The organism is Paenibacillus yonginensis (assembly GCF_001685395.1).
Classification (GTDB): Bacteria; Bacillota; Bacilli; order Paenibacillales; family Paenibacillaceae; genus Fontibacillus; species Fontibacillus yonginensis.
In genome coordinates, this window is record NZ_CP014167.1 from 1,282,192 (window position 1) to 1,298,594 (window position 16,403).

Sequence of the window (16,403 nt, forward strand, 5' to 3'; positions counted from 1 at the left end):
TTCGGCGACAGGCGGCTCCGGAGGGAGACCGCTCTGTTGACTCTTGCTTTTCATTTACAATGATTATAGATTAGGGGTATTAAGCGACCAATGGATTTAAGAAATCAGTTAGGGGTAAAAAGGTGAACTGAGGGCAGAGGGTGTGACAAAAGATGAAAGCGTTTAACAATCCGCTGGTAAAAGGAATTGTGGAGGTAAGGGAGCGAATAAGGCGAAGATTAGTCCATAAGCTGGTGCTGGTATTTACCTTGATTATCGTGCTGCTCGTCGGGTCTTTGTCCGTCATCTCCTATCAGATGATTCAGCGCGAATCAGTGGGCAGCAGCGTTGCCAGCACGTCGAACAATTTGCTGCTGGTCAACCGGAATTTGGAGGCGTTTCTATCCGGAATAGAAGAGCTGTCGCTGCCGAAAATTCAGTACGACCAGCTGATCAACGCCGTGCTGACCGAACAAACGGAGTATTCCTCCAGACTGTATTTGGAGCAGTATTTAAAAAATCTGTTCTTCGCCCGCAAGGATCTGGAGGCGATTAATATGTACATCCCGTCTGACCGCAAATATTATTCGATCACCCGGGAGCAGTATGATACTAGAGTCCGAGCGGTGTACGATGATAAGGTTCCGGACCAGGCCTGGTACCGACGGGCTATGGACAGCAGGGAAAACCGGCTGTTTCAATCGTTTGTGGCTGGTGGAAGCGATGGCGGTACAGGGGCAGAAGAAAGGGAAAAGGAAAACTATGGGAGCGCATACGATTCTTTTGCCAAAACCAGCTTTATGGCGTATCACCGCGTGCTGCGTTCTATTTCGACCCGCCAGCCTCAGGTTGTTTTTTCGTTCTATTTCAACACGAAAGCCGCTGATGAAATCATGAAGGATATTCCTTTCGCCGAAGGGGAACATTTGCTGCTGCTAGGACCGGACGGCACGCCTTTTTATACCGACAATTCCGCCTATTACCGCGGGCTGAGACAAGGAAACCTGCTGGAACGCATTCCAGGCACAGGCTCAGGTCAGCTGACCTGGCGTGAGGCGGACAGCAAATATCTGGTTGTCTACAACGTAGGGGAGCAGTACGGCTGGAAGCTGGTTAAACCTATCCCTTACAGCATGATTTACGAAACGGCGAACCAAACAAGGAATCTGAGTTTGGGCATTGGTCTGATTTTATTTATGATCGGAGTTGTCCTTGTTGTAATCATTACCAATGCGATTACAAGACCGCTGAAGAAGCTCGCGTTTCAGATGAGGAGATTTAGCGAAGGCTCCTTTGACGCGGAGACAGAGGTCAAGGGCCGGGATGAGGTGGCTTATTTGAGCCGGCATTTCAATATGATGGTCCGCAGGACCAATGATCTGATTAACGAACGGTACAAAATGAAGCTGACAGAGAAAAACGCTATTCTTAAAGCTCTTGAGGCGGAAATCAATCCGCATTTCCTGTACAATGCGCTGCAGGCAATTTCCACAAAAGCATTGAAAAACGGCATGTTTGATATCTCCGATATGGTGGAGGCGCTGGCGCTGACGCTGCGCTACTGTATCAGCGGCCGCGACATCGTGACGGCACGTGAGGAGCTGGAGCATGTGGAACGTTATTTAACGCTGCAGAAAGCACGTTTCGGCAGCAGGCTTGAGGTGGAGGTCCGCTGGGCGGAAGAACTGCTGGAACTAAACCTTCCAAAGCTGTCCTTGCAGTCTCTTGTCGAAAATTCAATTAAACACGGCTTGGAGCGTGTCCGGGATCATGTCCGGATTACAATTGAAGCATCGGCGAACGAAGAGGAGGCCCTAATTTCGGTCACGGACAACGGCCCGGGAATGACCGGAGACAGACTGAACCAGGTGCTGCAGTCTCTGGAGACCGACTGGGAAGAACGCGATGGGGGGAGCATTGGCTTAAAAAATTTGAACACAAGGCTTAAACTCCTGTTTGGTGAAGCTTCGGAGCTTGCGATTGAATCCGGCGTTGGGCAAACCAAATTGACGATGCGGATACCGGAGGGGGGCAGCGGATATGTACAAAGTGCTGATTATTGATGACGAAGAGCCGTTAAGAGAGGCCATCCGAATCTTGGGGGAATGGGACTCCTTAGGCGTGGATACGATCCTGGAGGCGGAAGACGGGGAAAGCGGTCTGCTTTTGCTGCGGCAGCAGCAGGTAGATCTGGTGATGGTAGATATGAAGATGCCAGGCATAAGCGGTCCCGAGCTGCTGCAAATTCTGGAACAGGATTTCCCGGATTTGCCGAGCATAGTGATCAGCGGGTATAACGATTTTGAATTTACCCGGCAGGCGATTAAGTCCAAGTCGGTAGACTATCTGCTCAAACCGGTAAACCGGGGAGAGCTGAACCAGGCGATGCACAAAGCAGTCGAGCAGCTGGAGGCCAGACGCAGAAGCGAGAACGACAACATTAACCGGGGGATCAGGCTGAATATGTCCCTGCCCAAATTGAAGGAGAATATTTACCTGTCTTTGCTGGATAGGACCTTTCATCCGGCAGGCAAGCAGGATCTGCTGGCTATGATCGGCGCGGGGAAGGCGGACAGTATTTATGGGGTCGGCGTTATCCGCATCCTAAATCTGGATGAAACGGCGAACAGCCGCTTTCACGGTGAAATCGGGCTGCTGCATTTCGCTGTTTCCAATATGGTGAACAATGCTTCCGGACCCGGGCTGCAAAGCTTCTGCTTTGCCAATCCGCGGCAGATGCGGGAAATGATCACCGTGTTTAATATGGAAAAGGGGACCGAAGCGGACCTGGCATTTCAATCAGAGCTGCTGCTTAAGCAGATCCACGCCGCGCTGCGGGATCTGCTTGGAATCCGGTCCGTTATGGGGGTGGGCCGCCCCTGCAGGGACATGTTCCATATGGCCGATGCCTTCGAAGCTGCAAAGGCCGCCGTGCTGCAGATGAATTTCCAGCAGGCGGCCGGAGCGGCGAATGCCATTTTTACATCTGCACCTGTACCTACGTCTGCACCTGGAACTTCATCAGGATCGCCGGGGAGAACCGAGCAAACGCCCGAGGTGCCGTCTCTCATCAGCAGGCTGCCTCTGCTTCGCAGCGCGCTGGAGGCCGGAAACCTGAATCAGGCGAAGACGGTGCTGGCCGATTTTCTGCGTGCCCTTGGGGAGCGGAAAAGCTGCCGTCTGGGTGACGCCGACCGTGCTGTCCAGGACTTTCATCTCCTGCTTCGGGATACGGCGCTTTCGCTGGGCGTTTCGCCTGACAAGCTTCCCCGAGAGGGAGAAGAGAAGTTCAGCTTTGGCGGATTCAGCCGGGATTACTCGAATTTTACGGAGTTTGGGGAATTGCTGGAGCGGATGCTGGAGTATTATGTTGGCGTTATCCGCGGTCAGGCTGGCGTCCAGGGGCGTTTTGACGCTGAGGATATCAAGGCTTATATCGATACCCATTACTTCGAAGATTTCAAAATTTCGTTGTTTACCGAAAAATATTATTTAAGCCGCGAATACCTCATGAAGCGTTTCAAGCAGCAGTTCGGCTGCGGCATTCATGAATATACGCAGAAGGTGAGAATGGAGAAAGCGAAGGAAATGCTGGGCGATCCTTCTTTAAAGATCCAGGAAATCTCGGAAATGCTCGGCTATCGTGATAAGAACTACTTCAGCAAGGCTTTCCGCAACTATTACCGGATGTCCCCGACAGAGTTCCGGCTGTTCAGCTCTTCAAAATGATGCGCCACTTTTTTACCCTCAACTCATCACATAACTGCATTTTGTAACTCAGCAGGCTTTAATACAATAATCTACGAAATGCAAATAAATCCAAAGTCATTGAAACGGGGGCGTATTCATGTTTAAGAGATTGACGGCGGTAACGGCCAGTCTTGTGCTCATGACGGGGCTGCTTGCGGCCTGCGGAGGCGGTTCCAATAATGTTGGCAGCAGCAGCGCAGGGAACGCATCGAATAACGGAGGAGCCGCGGATTCTTCCAAACCGGTTACGATCAATATGTTTACGGCATCACCAGAGTATACGGATGCTTTTAACGCGTATATTGAAGAGTACAAGAAAGTGAAGCCCAACGTAACGATCAACCTCGAAATTATGCAATCCGATTATAATACCGTTTTGAAATCCAGAATAGCCGCAGGCAGTACGCCGGATGTGTTCCAGACGACGGCTGGCGGGGACATCGACACTTTTGCCGACTACAGCGCGGATTTAACGAATGAACCTCTGGCGCAGGCGATGACCGACGCGGTCAGAAGCAACATGACCTCCTCCGACGGAAAAGTGCTTGGCCTTCCTGTCAAAGGCAACTTGTTTGCCCTGATCTATAACAAAAAGCTGCTGGCTGATGCGGGCATAACTTCCGTTCCAAAAACGACGGCCGAGCTGGAGGAAGCCATTACCAAACTGGAGGTCAAAGGCATTACGCCATTTGCAAACGCATACAAGGAATGGTGGGTGTGGAAGCATATCTTCCAGCACTTCGTAGATGCGGCAGCGGAAGATGCAGGCACCAGCGCCAAGGATTTAGTCCAAAGCTTCATCGACGGTAAAACGACCTTTAAAGACCACCCTGTGCTGTACGACAACTTCTTTAACTTCATCGACCTGACCGTCAAACACGGAACGGACAAACCGCTGGAGCGGGACAGCAATGCAGAGGTCAGCGATTTTGCGGCAGGCAAAGCGGCCTTCATGACGGGTAAAGGCGCATGGGACGAAGAAGCGATCAAGAAGATCAACCCCGACATCGAGATCGGTATTGCAGGATATCCGGTGAGCGATAAACCAGAGCAGTCCGTTATCATTACAGGCGCTGACCAGGCGCTGCGCATCAACAAGGATTCCAAGGTGGTTAAAGAAACAATCGAATTCTTCAACTGGCTCTATACTTCGGATTACGGTAAAAACTGGTTCTCCCAAGTTGCCAAGGTAATTCCACCTATTAAAGACGCTCCTTTGCCGGACCTGGATATGCCGAAGCAAATGGATGAGATCCTGAAGACGGAGAAATCCGGCGATTTGTCCATCAACTATTCACTCGATACGTTCCATCAGAAGTTCGGTGAAATCATGCAGGCCTACATTGGCGGGAACAAAACGAAAGACCAGGCTGTCGATGAAATTCAAAAAGCTTGGCAGCAGTTCGGCTCTGCCCAATAATTCTGCTCGATATTCCTATCCTTTCTCACCTGACTCAGCACGGCTTGGCGTGCTGGGTCAGTATGCTATTCAGATCAAAGAGAGGAGCTAGAACCCTTATGCCAATCCATCAGGATATTCCATCTTTATCATCCCCAGGATTGTTATTCTTCAGCGAAAACGGTCTTGCCCTGCAGCTGGAAATTACGGACAGCAAAGATGTCCGCCTGCTTCACTTTGGGCGTCTGCCCGCCGCTCCCGATACGTCCGCAGAGGACGAAGACCTGGCTCGGAGCAACGGGCAGCCTGCTGTCCATTCAGAACAGCTTCTATTATATGAACGACTATCGGATGTACAGAAGCCTTTCTGCAGGCTGCTGGAGCTTCAGCTTACCGGAGAGGACAGGGCCGAATACCACGGCCGGACCCACCGGGCATCCTATCCGGGGCTCCGGATGGAATATGCAAGCCACGCGGATTACAGAAATAAGCAGGGCCGCAAGCTGGAGTTCGTGCTGCTCGATCCAGTTACGGAACTTAGAGCCACACAGCATTTTCAGTTTCTGGACGGTGTCAGCCATGTCGTGCGCTGCTGGACGGAGCTTCAGAATGAAGGGAAAGACGCTGTCTCCGTGGAGTATATTTCGTCGTTTGCTTTCTCGGGGTTGGATCAGGAGGGTACTGCGGCGCGAGACGATAAAATGTGCCTTACCTTGGCATACAACGGCTGGCAGAGCGAGCTCCAATGGCGGACCTATACCCTGCCCGAGCTGGGGATGCCGCAGATGACCGACCGCAGCTCCAAAAGGATAACAGGAAGCAATACGGGTTCCTGGTCTGCTGCCGAGCTGATTCCTATGGCCGTGCTGCAGAACACGGACTCGCACACCGCCTACTTCTGGCAGATTGAACACAATGGCTCCTGGCACTGGGAGCTGTTCGAACAGGGCAACCTGCTGAGCCTGCTTGCAGGCGGACCAAATGAACATGACAACCATTGGTGGAAAAAGCTTGAGCCCGGCGAAAGCTTCGCCAGCGTCGTGGTGGCAGCCGGCTCGGTCTGCGGCGGCTTCGAGGAAGCAGCACAGCGCTTGACGGAATACCGCCGCCGCATCCGCCGGCCTAACGAGGACAACCGGCTGCTGCCTGTTATTTTTAACGATTATATGAACTGCCTCTGGGGAAAGCCGACGACGGAACAGCTGCTGCCGCTGATCGACAGCGCCGCTGAAACGGGCTGCGAGGTATTTTGCATCGATGCCGGCTGGTATGCAGACGGGCTCTGGTGGGATGAAGTCGGCGAATGGCTGCCGTCCCGGGAGCGGTTCCCGGAAGGGCTGCCGTTTGTCCTGAAAAAGATCCGCGATAAGGGGATGGTGCCGGGACTGTGGCTGGAACTCGAAGTAATGGGCATTAACAGCCTGAAGCTTGCGGATACCGACGACAGCTGGTTTTTTATGCGTCATGGCAAACGGGTAAAAGACCGGAGCCGTTATCAGCTGGATTACCGGAATCCGGAGGTTCGCGCGTATGCAGACAGGGTTATCAGCAGGCTCGTAGAGGAATACGGAGTAGGATACATTAAAATGGATTACAATATCAATTCGGGCGTTGGGACGGAGCTTGAGGCCGACAGCTTCGGCGATGGTCTGCTGGCGCATAACCGGGCATATCTGGCGTGGCTGGACGGCGTATTTGCCAAATATCCGGACCTGATTATCGAGAACTGCTCCAGCGGCGGCATGCGGATGGACTATGCGATGTTAAGCCGCCACAGCATCCAGTCTACCAGTGACCAGGAGAACTATTTAAATTATGCTCTCATTGCGGCCGGATGTCCGGGTGCGCTGACGCCGGAGCAGGCAGCTGTCTGGTCTTATCCGCTCCGGGAAGGGGATGATGAGGAAGTTATTTTTAACATGGTCAACGCCATGCTGCTCCGAATTCACCAAAGCGGCCATTTGGCCGAGCTCAGTCCGGAACGCAGAACACTCGTCCAAGAAGGGATTGATTATTATAAAAAGATTCGTGGTTTCATACCCGAGGCTCTTCCTTTCTGGCCGCTCGGCCTGCCCGATCCCGGTGCGGCGTATGCCAGTCTGGGGTTAAAAGCTGGTGATCGTATGTTTATCGCAGTCTGGCAGCTGAAGGATACTGAAGAAGCCTGCCTCCTCTCGCTGCCGGGCTTGTACGGTCAAGATGTGCAGCTGTTCAAGTGCGCTTACCCAAAGCAAGCGGCCGATACGGTGTATACGTGGGATCATGAATGGAATCGCTTTATGGTTCAACTGCCTGGTGCGGGCACAGCAAGATTGTTTGAATTCGTAACAGGCTGAAGGGAAAAAATAAAGTTTAAAAACAAGCCTCGCTTCTTCTGGCATGAAGTGGCCGGGGCTTGTTTTCTTTCATGGATACCGCAAGACCGGCGAAAGAGGATAAAGAAGAGGGTATGGAGCGGTCAAGAATAGGGTAATGAATGAATAGCATATACTAATTAAACCGGGCGGTACTGTCTTTGGGGCCGCTGTGTTAAATTGACAATGAAAAAGGCGACCCTAAAAGGATCACCTGAAATATACACATATTGTACTCATATAAAAAATATGTTATAATGATGGATAGCGATAAAAATACCGTCTGAATCACTGCTTTATTTTCCATCATCATACCATATTTTATGCGGTTTTGTCAAACGGTGACTTTAGAAATCCGCTTTTTATTGTTCTCATTCAGGAGGAGGGGAGCCTGCCAATGGCTAACGATCAACATATAGAATCCGAATTGACCCTTGAACAGGTGAAAGAACAACTGATTGAACAAGGCAAATCGTCCTCTTCGATAACTTCCAAAGAGATTGCAGACAAATTGGCTCCGTTTGATCAGGAACAAGAACAAATTGATGAATTTATGGATCAGCTGTCCGAAATGGGCATCGATGTTGGCGGCGAGCTCGAAGAAGAATCCGGATCGGAGGATACCGAGCTGGAAGACTTCAAGATCGATGACTTGAATCTGCCTCCGGGGATGAAGATCAATGACCCAGTCCGGATGTACCTGAAAGAAATCGGCCGCGTGCCCCTTTTGTCGGCTCAGGAAGAAATCGAGCTTGCCAAACGGATCGATCAGGGCGACGAGGAAGCGAAACGCAGGCTTGCCGAAGCGAATCTGCGTCTTGTAGTCAGCATAGCCCGCCGCTATGTGGGACGCAGCATGCAGTTCCTGGATTTGATCCAGGAAGGCAACATGGGATTGATTAAAGCGGTTGAGAAGTTCGACTATTCGAAGGGCTTTAAATTCAGTACGTACGCTACCTGGTGGATTCGTCAGGCCATTACGCGCGCCATTGCTGACCAAGCCCGGACGATCCGGATTCCGGTCCACATGGTGGAGACGATCAACAAGCTGATTCGGGTGTCCCGCCAGCTGCTGCAGGATTTGGGCCGCGAACCGACGCCGGAGGAAATTGCCAAAGAGATGGACTTAACGCCGGATAAAGTCCGTGAGATTATGAAGGTTGCGCAGGAACCGGTATCGCTGGAAACGCCGATCGGCGAAGAGAACGATTCCAATCTGGGCGATTTCATTGAGGACTCCGATGCGCCTGCCCCAGCCGATGCAGCGGCTTATGAGCTGCTTAAGGAGCAGCTGGAGGATGTGCTCGACACGCTGACAGAACGCGAGGAGAATGTGCTCCGCTTGCGGTTCGGCCTCGATGACGGCCGTACCCGTACCCTGGAGGAAGTCGGCAAGGAATTTGGCGTAACGCGCGAACGTATCCGGCAGATCGAAGCGAAAGCGCTTCGTAAGCTGAGACATCCAAGCCGCAGCAAACGGCTCAAGGATTTTCTGGAATAACAGCTCAAGATAAGACAAAAAAGCGGAATTTAAAACGGCATGGGAAAACAATCCTGTGCCGTTTGTTTTTTTGTTTGGGGCTCACGCGGGTTGCGGTTAAGAGGTTTATCTTCTGCAAACCAGACCTAGTCCTGAAAGGTTTATCCATCCAGCAGACGCAGTTCCTGTGCAGCAATCAGGCCTGCGTGCGTGAGGAAACGTTCAGCTTGCCGTACACCCGCGAGAGATAGACGCGAACAGTCCCTTCCGAAAGAGCCAGCGCTTTGGCGATTTGCTTATTGGTGGCTCCCTGGCGAAGCATGATCAGCAGATCCATTTCGCTGCGGTTCAGAGGTTCGAGCAAGCCAGGTTTCCTTGTCCTTGCTTCGTTCTCCGCCTCAGGAACCGGGAACAGGCCGAATGGTCTACCGCTCTATTGGCATATCCGCATTTAAATTCAAGCAAAGCCTGCAGCGCGGATATTTCCACAAGGCTTGCGAGCTGCTGCTCTCTCTCGGCCTGGGGCTTCAGCAGTTCAAGCAGTTGAAGCCCTTCCTTCTCCTTGCGCTGTTTGCCAAGCAGACGAACCAGCGTCAAATATTGAAATTCCAGGCTGTAGACAGGTTTGTCTTTGGCGGAAATCCCCAATAGGCTGACTGCTTGCTTGGCTTCCGCCAGCTTGTTCTGCTGCAGATACAGCCTTGCCCGCTGCGCCTGCAGAAAGGGAAGCCAGGCCGTTCCAGACAAGTAGATTGATCAAGGAATCGTGCCAGCCGCGGGCTTCAAGCACTCCCGTAAAACGGGTGCCGACCGTTTCCGTCGTTTTGGAAAGCATGCCTTTCATCCCCATGGAGGTTTTTCTTACCAAGGGTTCCCGGCGGTTATAATCAAACCCGAAATACAGCGGATTTCGGGGCACAAGATGCTCTATAATACTTTCGCTGAAGGAAAGCCACTTCTGAAGGTCTCCGTCCATAAACATAAGATTGGAGCGCACGAATAACACCCCGCTCAGCAGTTCTTCCCGCCGTGATGGCTCCTCCAGTTTCCTGCATGTCCTTTCAAGCTGCTCCAACAGGTCTCCGGCCTGCCTGAGCCCCTCTGTCAGCACAAGCACAAAAGCGTGATACAAAGCCAGCTCCAAAGAGGTTTTGTGCTCTTCGGGAATTCTTTCCATACAGCCCAGCAAGGTGGAAAGCTCGCCCAGTTCTAGTGCGGCTGGAAAATGCTGCTCGAGATACTTCTCGGCCAGCACGTATGCTCTCCCGGCGAGGGCTTGGTCGATCGCTTCGTCCATCAATCCATGGTCTGCAAAAGCCCGGGCGGCTTTCAACCGCAGCTGGACAGCACCTTCCGGGTTCTCATGGACAAGCCGGTCCTGCAGAAACCGGGCGAACAGGTGGTGGTAACGAAACCAGCGGCCTTGTTCGTCAAGAGGAACGAGGAACAGATTCATCTGCTGTACGGTTTCAAGCAACTGCCGGCTGCCGGGCTGCCCGGTGATTCGCATGCAAATGGCCGCGTCCATACGCGGCAGGATTGACGTGCTCAGCAGAAATGAACAAATCGAGTCCGGCAGCTTGGAGAAGACTTCATGAATAAATAATCGGATACCTGCCGATGGTTCTCCGGGAAATCATAATCAGGCCGCTGCAGTCTTGTTTCGTAGCGCAGCGCAAGCGAAGCCAGCTGCATGCCCGTAATCCATCCCTCTGTCTGCCCAGCCGCTCCAGCTACTGCTTGGCTTGAACGGTAAGCTCGCTGGGAAGCTTCATAACCTCCTGGTAATAAAGCGCAGCTTCCGCTTCGTTGAACTGCAGTTCGGTCATTGAAATTTCGGTCAGCTGTGCTTTGGCCGTCCATTTAATGGTCGGGAACGGCAGCTGGGTGCGTGTCGAAATGAGCATATGAATCTGTTCGGGCAAATATTGCAGAAAATAAGCTAAACCTTACTGAACGGTCTTGTCCATAATCAAATGAAAGTCATCCATAACCAGCACAACGGGTTTATTTTGTTCCGTCAGCGCATTGATCAGCGCATCAAGGAATACTTCCGGCGACAGATCTGGCACACTCCCTGCCAATTGCATCAGCTTCCGGTCAGGCGGATCGGAGTAGGCCACAGCCAGAGTATAAGCGACATAACGCCAAAAGCGGCGGGATCGTTGTCTCTTTCATCCAGCGAGATCCAGGCGCTGGCTTGTCCGCTGGAGCGAACCCACTCAGCCATCAGCGTCGTTTTTCCGTAACCTGCAGGGGCATGAATGAGTGTAAGCCGACCGTTTGTGTTTTCCTGGAGGACTTGCAGCAGCCGCTTGCGTTTGACCAGATTATTTTTTAGAACCGGTAAAGCGATTTTTGTTTTAAGAAAAAGAGAATCGGCAGAAAGCGACATAATTTTTCCCCTCACTGTCCGTTTGCTTATTCATTTCTATCATAATATGAAAAATTGACGAAAAGTTAACGTTTGTCAATCGTTTGCTGCCTTTTCTTCTGTTAGCATGTGCGTTGTGCGCTTCATCGTAGGGGCAATTGCTAGAACAGGCATTGAAAGGAGAAAACGGACAAATGAGACGATGGATGCAAACAGCTGTATGCGCGGCATTGGTTATTATGCTGACTATTCAGGATGTGGGGGTGTTGACGCCTGGTCCTGTTTCTGCGGCTGCTGCCACGGAAGCTCCAACGGCTCCCCAGCTCAAGGCAGGCTACTATCATAGCGTATCGCTGGTCAGCGGAGGGACGGTTTATACCTGGGGACAAGACAGTTACGGCCAGCTGGGCAACAATTCTACGGTCTCGGGAATAGCTTCGCCAGTGGGGGTTAAAAAGTTGACAGGAATCGTCGATGTGGACTCCGGTGTGCGCAGCTCCATAGCATTAAAGCAGGACGGGACCGTTTGGATGTGGGGAGGCAACATGAACGGCCAACTTGGAATCGGTTCGACGGCAATTTCATCCGTGCCTGTTCAGGTACCTGGTTTGCGTTCTATTTCCGCCATTTCTGGAGGCATCGGGTACCACAGTATGGCGCTGGCCAGCGACGGCACTGTGTGGACCTGGGGCGAAAATAAATATGCCCAGCTTGGCGATGGCACAAGAACGAACTGGACAACTCCCGTACAAGCGTCCAATCTTGAGCATATAACGGCTATAGCTGGTGGGGGTTACCACAGCTTGGCTTTGGACGACAACGGAAATGTCTGGGGCTGGGGAGACAACAGTCAGGGACAGCTTGGCCAAGGCAACAAAACGTTGACTACCCGCCCTTTGCAGGTGGCCGGCATCACCGGTGTTAAGCTGATAGCCGCCGGCGGCTTTCATAGTTTGGCGATGCGCAAGGACGGTGTAGTCTGGGGCTGGGGCCTGGTTTATTACATTGAAATTGATCCCGGCGCATTTACGGCTGAAGAAGGCAAGGATTATGACGGCATGCAAGGTGTGGACGGCTGGTCCTTTACGACAGCCTCCGATGAAACGGACCCCGGCAGTCCGGGGACAGGCCCTTTTGATACGGCGTTAAGCTCGCTTCGCTTGACATCGGTTTCGGATTCTGTAAGGCTTGATCCGGCATTTGAACGGAACCGTTATCAGTATTCGGCCGATGTAGCGTATTCTGCCGCTGCTGTAACGATAGCCGGAGAGGTTTAGGATAACCGGGTTTCCGTGACGGTCAGCGTGTACAGCGGCAGCGGGAGTGTGGAGCCGACAGCCGGACCGGTCGGAATGGTTCCTGGCGTGCCAAGCCCGGCTTTCCCGATTGCGGTGGGCGCTAACCGGATCGAGCTGACCGTTGCCGCGCCTGACACATCAGTATCGAAATATACCATTTTCCTTACCCGGGCCGCGGAGGCAACACCGGATCAGCCGCCGGTTGTCCTACCTCCGTCCGGAGGCGATCCGGTTCCTGAAAGAAGTGCTCCGCAGCCGCCACCGATCGCAGAACCGCAAGACGTTCAGATTTTGCTAGACGGAAGTCAAACGCCTGAGCTCGGCGGGTTAGCCTCTGGCAGCATTGCGGAAGTGGACGGGCGAACGGTTGCAACCGTTAAGCTGGATGCCGTCAAGCTGCAAGGGGTATTGAACCAGCTGGGGACGGCGGAGAATCCGGAGGTGGCCGTTGCCTCTGTGCAAGCTGCGGATCAATTCCGGTTCGAGCTTCCCAAAGCTTTGCTGGCGACTTTGCGGAGCTGGCACGGAGGAACGATGGAGCAGGAGACGCCGCTTGGCGGCTTGCGACTTCCATTCTCGGAGCTCGGCACGTTTGGCCGGGACAACCTGCAAGAAGGAGCGGAAGTCTCATCGGGAGGCGGAGTCACGGTGCTTCTATCCCGGAGCGCTCAAGATACGCTGGAACGTATGCAGAGGGCAGCCGGGCCTTGCGCATATACGTCAGCCCTTGGATGTTGCCGTGCAGTTCTCAAGCGGGAGCGGGACGGCCTCGCTTTCCGGCTTTGGCGCTTATGCTGCGCTGGAAATTCCGCTTTTGGACGGAGATGTCGTAGGTGGAATAAGCGGCCGGAACGAAACGGATGGCCCCGCCGCTCCTACAGCTGCCGTAAAATTGCAGCCGGATGGCTCTTTATTACCGGTGCCTCTGTTCATCAGCGGGGATGCGGCCAACATCAGCAGCTTGAGTACGGGAAGCTTCATGCTGGTGCAAAAACGAGTGGAGTTCTCCGATGTCCCGGCCGGCCATTTTGCGGAAAAAGCTGTTTATGACTTAGCGTCGCGCCTAATCCTGCAAGGCTATCAAGTGAATGAACCGATTGCCGGATTGTCGGAGGGGGCTGATCGGTTTGAGCCGGGCCAACCCGTCACAAGAGCCGAATTTGCGCAAGTTATGGTTCGTGCGCTCGGTCTTGCAGGGGAAGCCCCGCAGAGTTCGTCCTTTGCGGATGTGGAACCCGGAGCCTGGTATGCTGCAGCGACCGACCTGGCTCAGCAATACGGGATTTTGCAGGGGTACGCGGATGGAACTTATCATCCCGGAAATGTTCTTACACGCCAGGAAGCGATGGCGATCATCGCGCGCTCCATGAAATTGGCCGGGGTGGAGATTAAGGCTGAGGCGCAGGAGTTGGACGGTTTTGCGGATGGCAAGCTGGTTTCGGCGTGGGCGCAGCCTGCAGCAGCAGCATTGGTGAAGGCAGGAATTATAGCGGGGAACGGCTCCGAGCTCCAGCCCTTTGATCCGATAACAAGGGGAGAACTGGCGGTTATGATCCGGCGGCGGCTGATTCAAACCTCGCTTATCAATGGGGATGACTGAATTTTTTTTGTCCCCCAGCGTCCCCCTTTTCTGTTTTGCGATAGCAGCAGTGGGAGCGCAGGTCCGGATTTAAAGCGGAAAAGCCTTCAAAGCCACGTTCTAGTGGGGTTGAAGGCTTTTTTGTCAGGATTATAATTTGCAATTTGGTTCAATTGGTTCAAATGGAAAAAATTTTTTTCGACCAAGCTGTCGGCGCCTTGATGTCAGGCTTCAGCGTAGCACCGTCCTTCTAAGTTTCATCGTTAGAACGGTCCCGGCCTGCAAGGTTTTGGTCTGAAGGTTTCGAATTGGAGGAGGACGAGTCTGAGCGTTTTGATTTTGAACGTCTGAGACGAAATCTCTCGGACAGGGTCCCTTTAACCTGCAGGGTGTTCTCATTTGCAGCTCGCTGCTTCTCCTGTTCGAAGCTTCCCGGATTAAACGGCGGCACTACAAATTCTTCCTGCGGCAATGTAATCCATTTCTGCAAATAGCCCTGCTGAATCAGCTCTTTAATTAAGATCAGCAGGATGGGCGAAAGAATAAGTCCTGCTACCCCAAACAAAGACATAGAAACAATGGCAAAGGACAACATCAGATAAGCGGATGAAACTCCGATCGAATTGCCGGTGACCTTGGGTTCAAGCAGTTGTCGGACAACCAGCACGATCGCAAGCAAAACAATCAGGCCGATGGCCAGCGGGGTATTTCCGATAATAAACAGATAAATGATCCAGGGCACAAGTATGGTGGAAACGCCCAGCAGCGGGAGAATGTCAAATACAGCGCAGATAAGCGCCATAGTTAACGCATTGCCGGAGCCTAAAATAAACAATCCGATCAACACGAGCACAAAAGTAATGGACATCAGAATGAATTGAGCTTTCAAATAAGATCCAATCGCCCGGAAGACATGTGCGCGCAGAAAATCAAAGGCGATTTTGATGGTTTTAGGTGTCTTCTCATAGGCGATACGACGCCAGTCTTTAATCTCCATGCTTAGGAAAAAAGCCAAAATGATGGCGATGCCAAAGTTGGCCATAAACGAAGAGAAGGATCCCAGCGTATTAAAGAGATAGGACAACATCACCTTCAACCATTTGGTCAAAAGGTTGGTGGCGTCTGCAAAATAGCCGTTCAGCTTGTCCGTTACGCCTGGTGGGAGCCCGTTCAGCCTGTCCTGCAAATAGGCGGTTGTGCTCTGGAAGTGATCCTGAAGCATGGCTGCATAGCTTGGAAGATTGTCGTACAAATGGTTGATTTGAATGGCGATCAGAAAGCCGGCTCCAAACAGGAGGCCCAGCAGCACGACGAGGAACAGAATAACGGAAATCGCTGAAGCAAAAGGTTTCTTCATCCCTTTCCGGTTCAGAAACCTAGCCAAGGGTTCGATCAGCATAAAGACAAAGAAAGACAGGAATACCGGTGCCGCCAGCTGGTACAGTTTGCTGAATAGAAACATGACCAGATATACAGTAAGCACAATTAAAGCAATGTCAAAGATGGTACGCCAATATTTTTTATATAAGGGCAGCATATTCCTAATTTCCAACTCCTTAGGCGGTATTGTTCTTTATTGTACACGATCTAAATTGGAAAAGCATTCCCAAAGGGAAAAACTTGGCGGCAGTGTGATGTAACGCATGGATAGACGCAATTTTAAACATTTATATTTAAAAGGAAGAAGAACTTCAGAATCAAAGGGGCGGACATCATGCTGAAGATTAAAAAGGCGGATTGGTTATTGATCGCGATTGTCCTGCTGGCAGTGGCCGGTTATTTTGGCGGGAAAGCGCTGTTTGAAAGGGCCGATGCTTACGCCGGAGGGAAGCTGGAGGCCCGGATTACGGTGAACGGAGAACTGTACAAGCAGGTTCCCTTGACGCAGGAAGAACAAATTATTGATATGCAGACCAAATACGGACATAACGTTCTAAAGGTCTATGATAACGGAATTCGCATGACGGTATCGGACGCTCCGCTTCCCATTGCTTTGAAAATGGGCTTTATCTCCAAGCCGGGCGAACGGATCATTTGCGTGCCCAACCGGGTGCTGGTTGAAATCGTTGCCGCAGGTGCAGATCCAAGCAGCGGAGGAACGGATGAGCCGGGGAACGGACTGGATGCTGTCGTGAATTAACCGGAGACTTTGAAAAAAGAGCAGGCCGCATCGTGAGGATGCGGCCTGTT

Annotated in this window: 16 protein-coding genes; 9 read left to right on the forward strand and 7 right to left on the reverse strand. The window is 52.2% G+C overall.

Features of this window, described 5'->3' with window-relative positions:
- Nucleotides 1–152 precede the first annotated feature (152 nt).
- From AWM70_RS05880 to rpoD, 5 genes are all read left to right on the forward strand, one after another.
- Nucleotides 153–2,042 (forward strand): sensor histidine kinase, encoded by a 1,890-nt coding sequence (locus AWM70_RS05880; RefSeq protein ID WP_068694770.1) that lies wholly within the window; start codon nt 153–155, stop codon nt 2,040–2,042.
- Entirely contained in the window at nt 2,020–3,708 is a 1,689-nt protein-coding gene (locus AWM70_RS05885) for a response regulator transcription factor (RefSeq protein WP_068694771.1), read from the forward strand. Before AWM70_RS05880 ends, AWM70_RS05885 begins: the two co-directional genes overlap by 23 nt.
- Nucleotides 3,709–3,826: 118 nt before the next feature.
- A complete protein-coding gene (locus tag AWM70_RS05890) occupies nt 3,827–5,149 on the forward strand; it encodes an ABC transporter substrate-binding protein (protein WP_068694772.1) in 1,323 nt (440 codons plus the stop codon).
- Nucleotides 5,150–5,247: 98 nt separating this feature from the next.
- Nucleotides 5,248–7,464 carry a glycoside hydrolase family 36 protein gene (locus AWM70_RS05895; RefSeq protein ID WP_068694773.1) on the forward strand — a complete coding sequence of 739 codons (2,217 nt, stop codon included), beginning with the start codon at nt 5,248–5,250 and terminating at the stop codon, nt 7,462–7,464.
- A 415-nt stretch (nt 7,465–7,879) separates the two neighbouring features.
- A complete protein-coding gene (rpoD, locus tag AWM70_RS05900) occupies nt 7,880–8,983 on the forward strand; it encodes an RNA polymerase sigma factor RpoD (RefSeq protein WP_068694774.1) in 1,104 nt (367 codons plus the stop codon).
- Between the two features lie 175 nt (nt 8,984–9,158).
- Here rpoD and AWM70_RS23730 read toward each other — a convergent pair whose 3' ends face one another.
- The 6 genes from AWM70_RS23730 to AWM70_RS23755 form a co-directional block, all read right to left on the reverse strand.
- Nucleotides 9,159–9,326, reverse strand: a complete 168-nt coding sequence (locus AWM70_RS23730) for a response regulator transcription factor (RefSeq protein WP_237167832.1) — start codon at nt 9,324–9,326, stop codon at nt 9,159–9,161.
- A 171-nt stretch (nt 9,327–9,497) separates the two neighbouring features.
- Nucleotides 9,498–10,574, reverse strand: coding sequence for a winged helix-turn-helix domain-containing protein (locus AWM70_RS24270; protein ID WP_472461939.1), 1,077 nt, complete (start codon nt 10,572–10,574; stop codon nt 9,498–9,500).
- Nucleotides 10,511–10,657 (reverse strand): hypothetical protein, encoded by a 147-nt coding sequence (locus AWM70_RS23745; RefSeq protein ID WP_237167835.1) that lies wholly within the window; start codon nt 10,655–10,657, stop codon nt 10,511–10,513. Before AWM70_RS23745 ends, AWM70_RS24270 begins: the two co-directional genes overlap by 64 nt.
- Before the next feature lie 38 nt (nt 10,658–10,695).
- Nucleotides 10,696–10,869, reverse strand: coding sequence for a hypothetical protein (locus AWM70_RS23750; RefSeq protein WP_237167836.1), 174 nt, complete (start codon nt 10,867–10,869; stop codon nt 10,696–10,698).
- A 42-nt stretch (nt 10,870–10,911) separates the two neighbouring features.
- Nucleotides 10,912–11,034 (reverse strand): hypothetical protein, encoded by a 123-nt coding sequence (locus AWM70_RS24095; RefSeq protein WP_257784539.1) that lies wholly within the window; start codon nt 11,032–11,034, stop codon nt 10,912–10,914.
- A 17-nt stretch (nt 11,035–11,051) separates the two neighbouring features.
- Entirely contained in the window at nt 11,052–11,357 is a 306-nt protein-coding gene (locus AWM70_RS23755) for a hypothetical protein (RefSeq protein WP_237167837.1), read from the reverse strand.
- Between the two features lie 173 nt (nt 11,358–11,530).
- On the opposite strand from AWM70_RS23755, the gene AWM70_RS05910 reads away from it, so the two are divergent.
- The 3 genes from AWM70_RS05910 to AWM70_RS05925 are packed head-to-tail and all read left to right on the forward strand — an operon-like array spanning nt 11,531 to nt 14,234.
- Nucleotides 11,531–12,613 carry an RCC1 domain-containing protein gene (locus AWM70_RS05910; protein WP_068694775.1) on the forward strand — a complete coding sequence of 361 codons (1,083 nt, stop codon included), beginning with the start codon at nt 11,531–11,533 and terminating at the stop codon, nt 12,611–12,613.
- A 15-nt stretch (nt 12,614–12,628) separates the two neighbouring features.
- Entirely contained in the window at nt 12,629–13,684 is a 1,056-nt protein-coding gene (locus AWM70_RS23225; protein WP_151208729.1) for a hypothetical protein, read from the forward strand.
- Nucleotides 13,614–14,234 carry an S-layer homology domain-containing protein gene (locus tag AWM70_RS05925; protein WP_151208730.1) on the forward strand — a complete coding sequence of 207 codons (621 nt, stop codon included), beginning with the start codon at nt 13,614–13,616 and terminating at the stop codon, nt 14,232–14,234. The genes AWM70_RS23225 and AWM70_RS05925 overlap by 71 nt, the downstream gene beginning before the upstream one ends.
- A 229-nt stretch (nt 14,235–14,463) precedes the next feature.
- Here AWM70_RS05925 and ytvI read toward each other — a convergent pair whose 3' ends face one another.
- On the reverse strand, nt 14,464–15,750 hold the full coding sequence (ytvI, locus tag AWM70_RS05930; protein ID WP_083180137.1) for a sporulation integral membrane protein YtvI: 1,287 nt from the start codon (nt 15,748–15,750) through the stop codon (nt 14,464–14,466).
- A 177-nt stretch (nt 15,751–15,927) separates the two neighbouring features.
- Here ytvI and AWM70_RS05935 point away from each other — a divergent pair, with 177 nt between their 5' ends.
- Complete coding sequence (locus AWM70_RS05935) at nt 15,928–16,353, forward strand: NusG domain II-containing protein (RefSeq protein WP_083180138.1); 426 nt, start codon at nt 15,928–15,930, stop codon at nt 16,351–16,353.
- Nucleotides 16,354–16,403: the final 50 nt, after the last annotated feature.

What these genes read in the sequence shown, in the direction of transcription:
- AWM70_RS05935 (WP_083180138.1), top strand. Translation starts at nt 15,928, where the DNA reads ATGCTGAAGATTAAAAAGGCGGATTGGTTATTGATCGCGATTGTCCTG.
- AWM70_RS05890 (WP_068694772.1), top strand. Translation starts at nt 3,827, where the DNA reads ATGTTTAAGAGATTGACGGCGGTAACGGCCAGTCTTGTGCTCATGACG.
- AWM70_RS05880 (WP_068694770.1), top strand. Translation starts at nt 153, where the DNA reads ATGAAAGCGTTTAACAATCCGCTGGTAAAAGGAATTGTGGAGGTAAGG.
- AWM70_RS23745 (WP_237167835.1), bottom strand. Translation starts at nt 10,657, where the DNA reads ATGCAGCTGGCTTCGCTTGCGCTGCGCTACGAAACAAGACTGCAGCGG.
- AWM70_RS05895 (WP_068694773.1), top strand. Translation starts at nt 5,248, where the DNA reads ATGCCAATCCATCAGGATATTCCATCTTTATCATCCCCAGGATTGTTA.
- AWM70_RS05910 (WP_068694775.1), top strand. Translation starts at nt 11,531, where the DNA reads ATGAGACGATGGATGCAAACAGCTGTATGCGCGGCATTGGTTATTATG.
- AWM70_RS23755 (WP_237167837.1), bottom strand. Translation starts at nt 11,357, where the DNA reads ATGTCGCTTTCTGCCGATTCTCTTTTTCTTAAAACAAAAATCGCTTTA.
- AWM70_RS05885 (WP_068694771.1), top strand. Translation starts at nt 2,020, where the DNA reads ATGTACAAAGTGCTGATTATTGATGACGAAGAGCCGTTAAGAGAGGCC.
- AWM70_RS23750 (WP_237167836.1), bottom strand. Translation starts at nt 10,869, where the DNA reads ATGCTCATTTCGACACGCACCCAGCTGCCGTTCCCGACCATTAAATGG.
- AWM70_RS05925 (WP_151208730.1), top strand. Translation starts at nt 13,614, where the DNA reads ATGCTGGTGCAAAAACGAGTGGAGTTCTCCGATGTCCCGGCCGGCCAT.
- rpoD (WP_068694774.1), top strand. Translation starts at nt 7,880, where the DNA reads ATGGCTAACGATCAACATATAGAATCCGAATTGACCCTTGAACAGGTG.
- ytvI (WP_083180137.1), bottom strand. Translation starts at nt 15,750, where the DNA reads ATGCTGCCCTTATATAAAAAATATTGGCGTACCATCTTTGACATTGCT.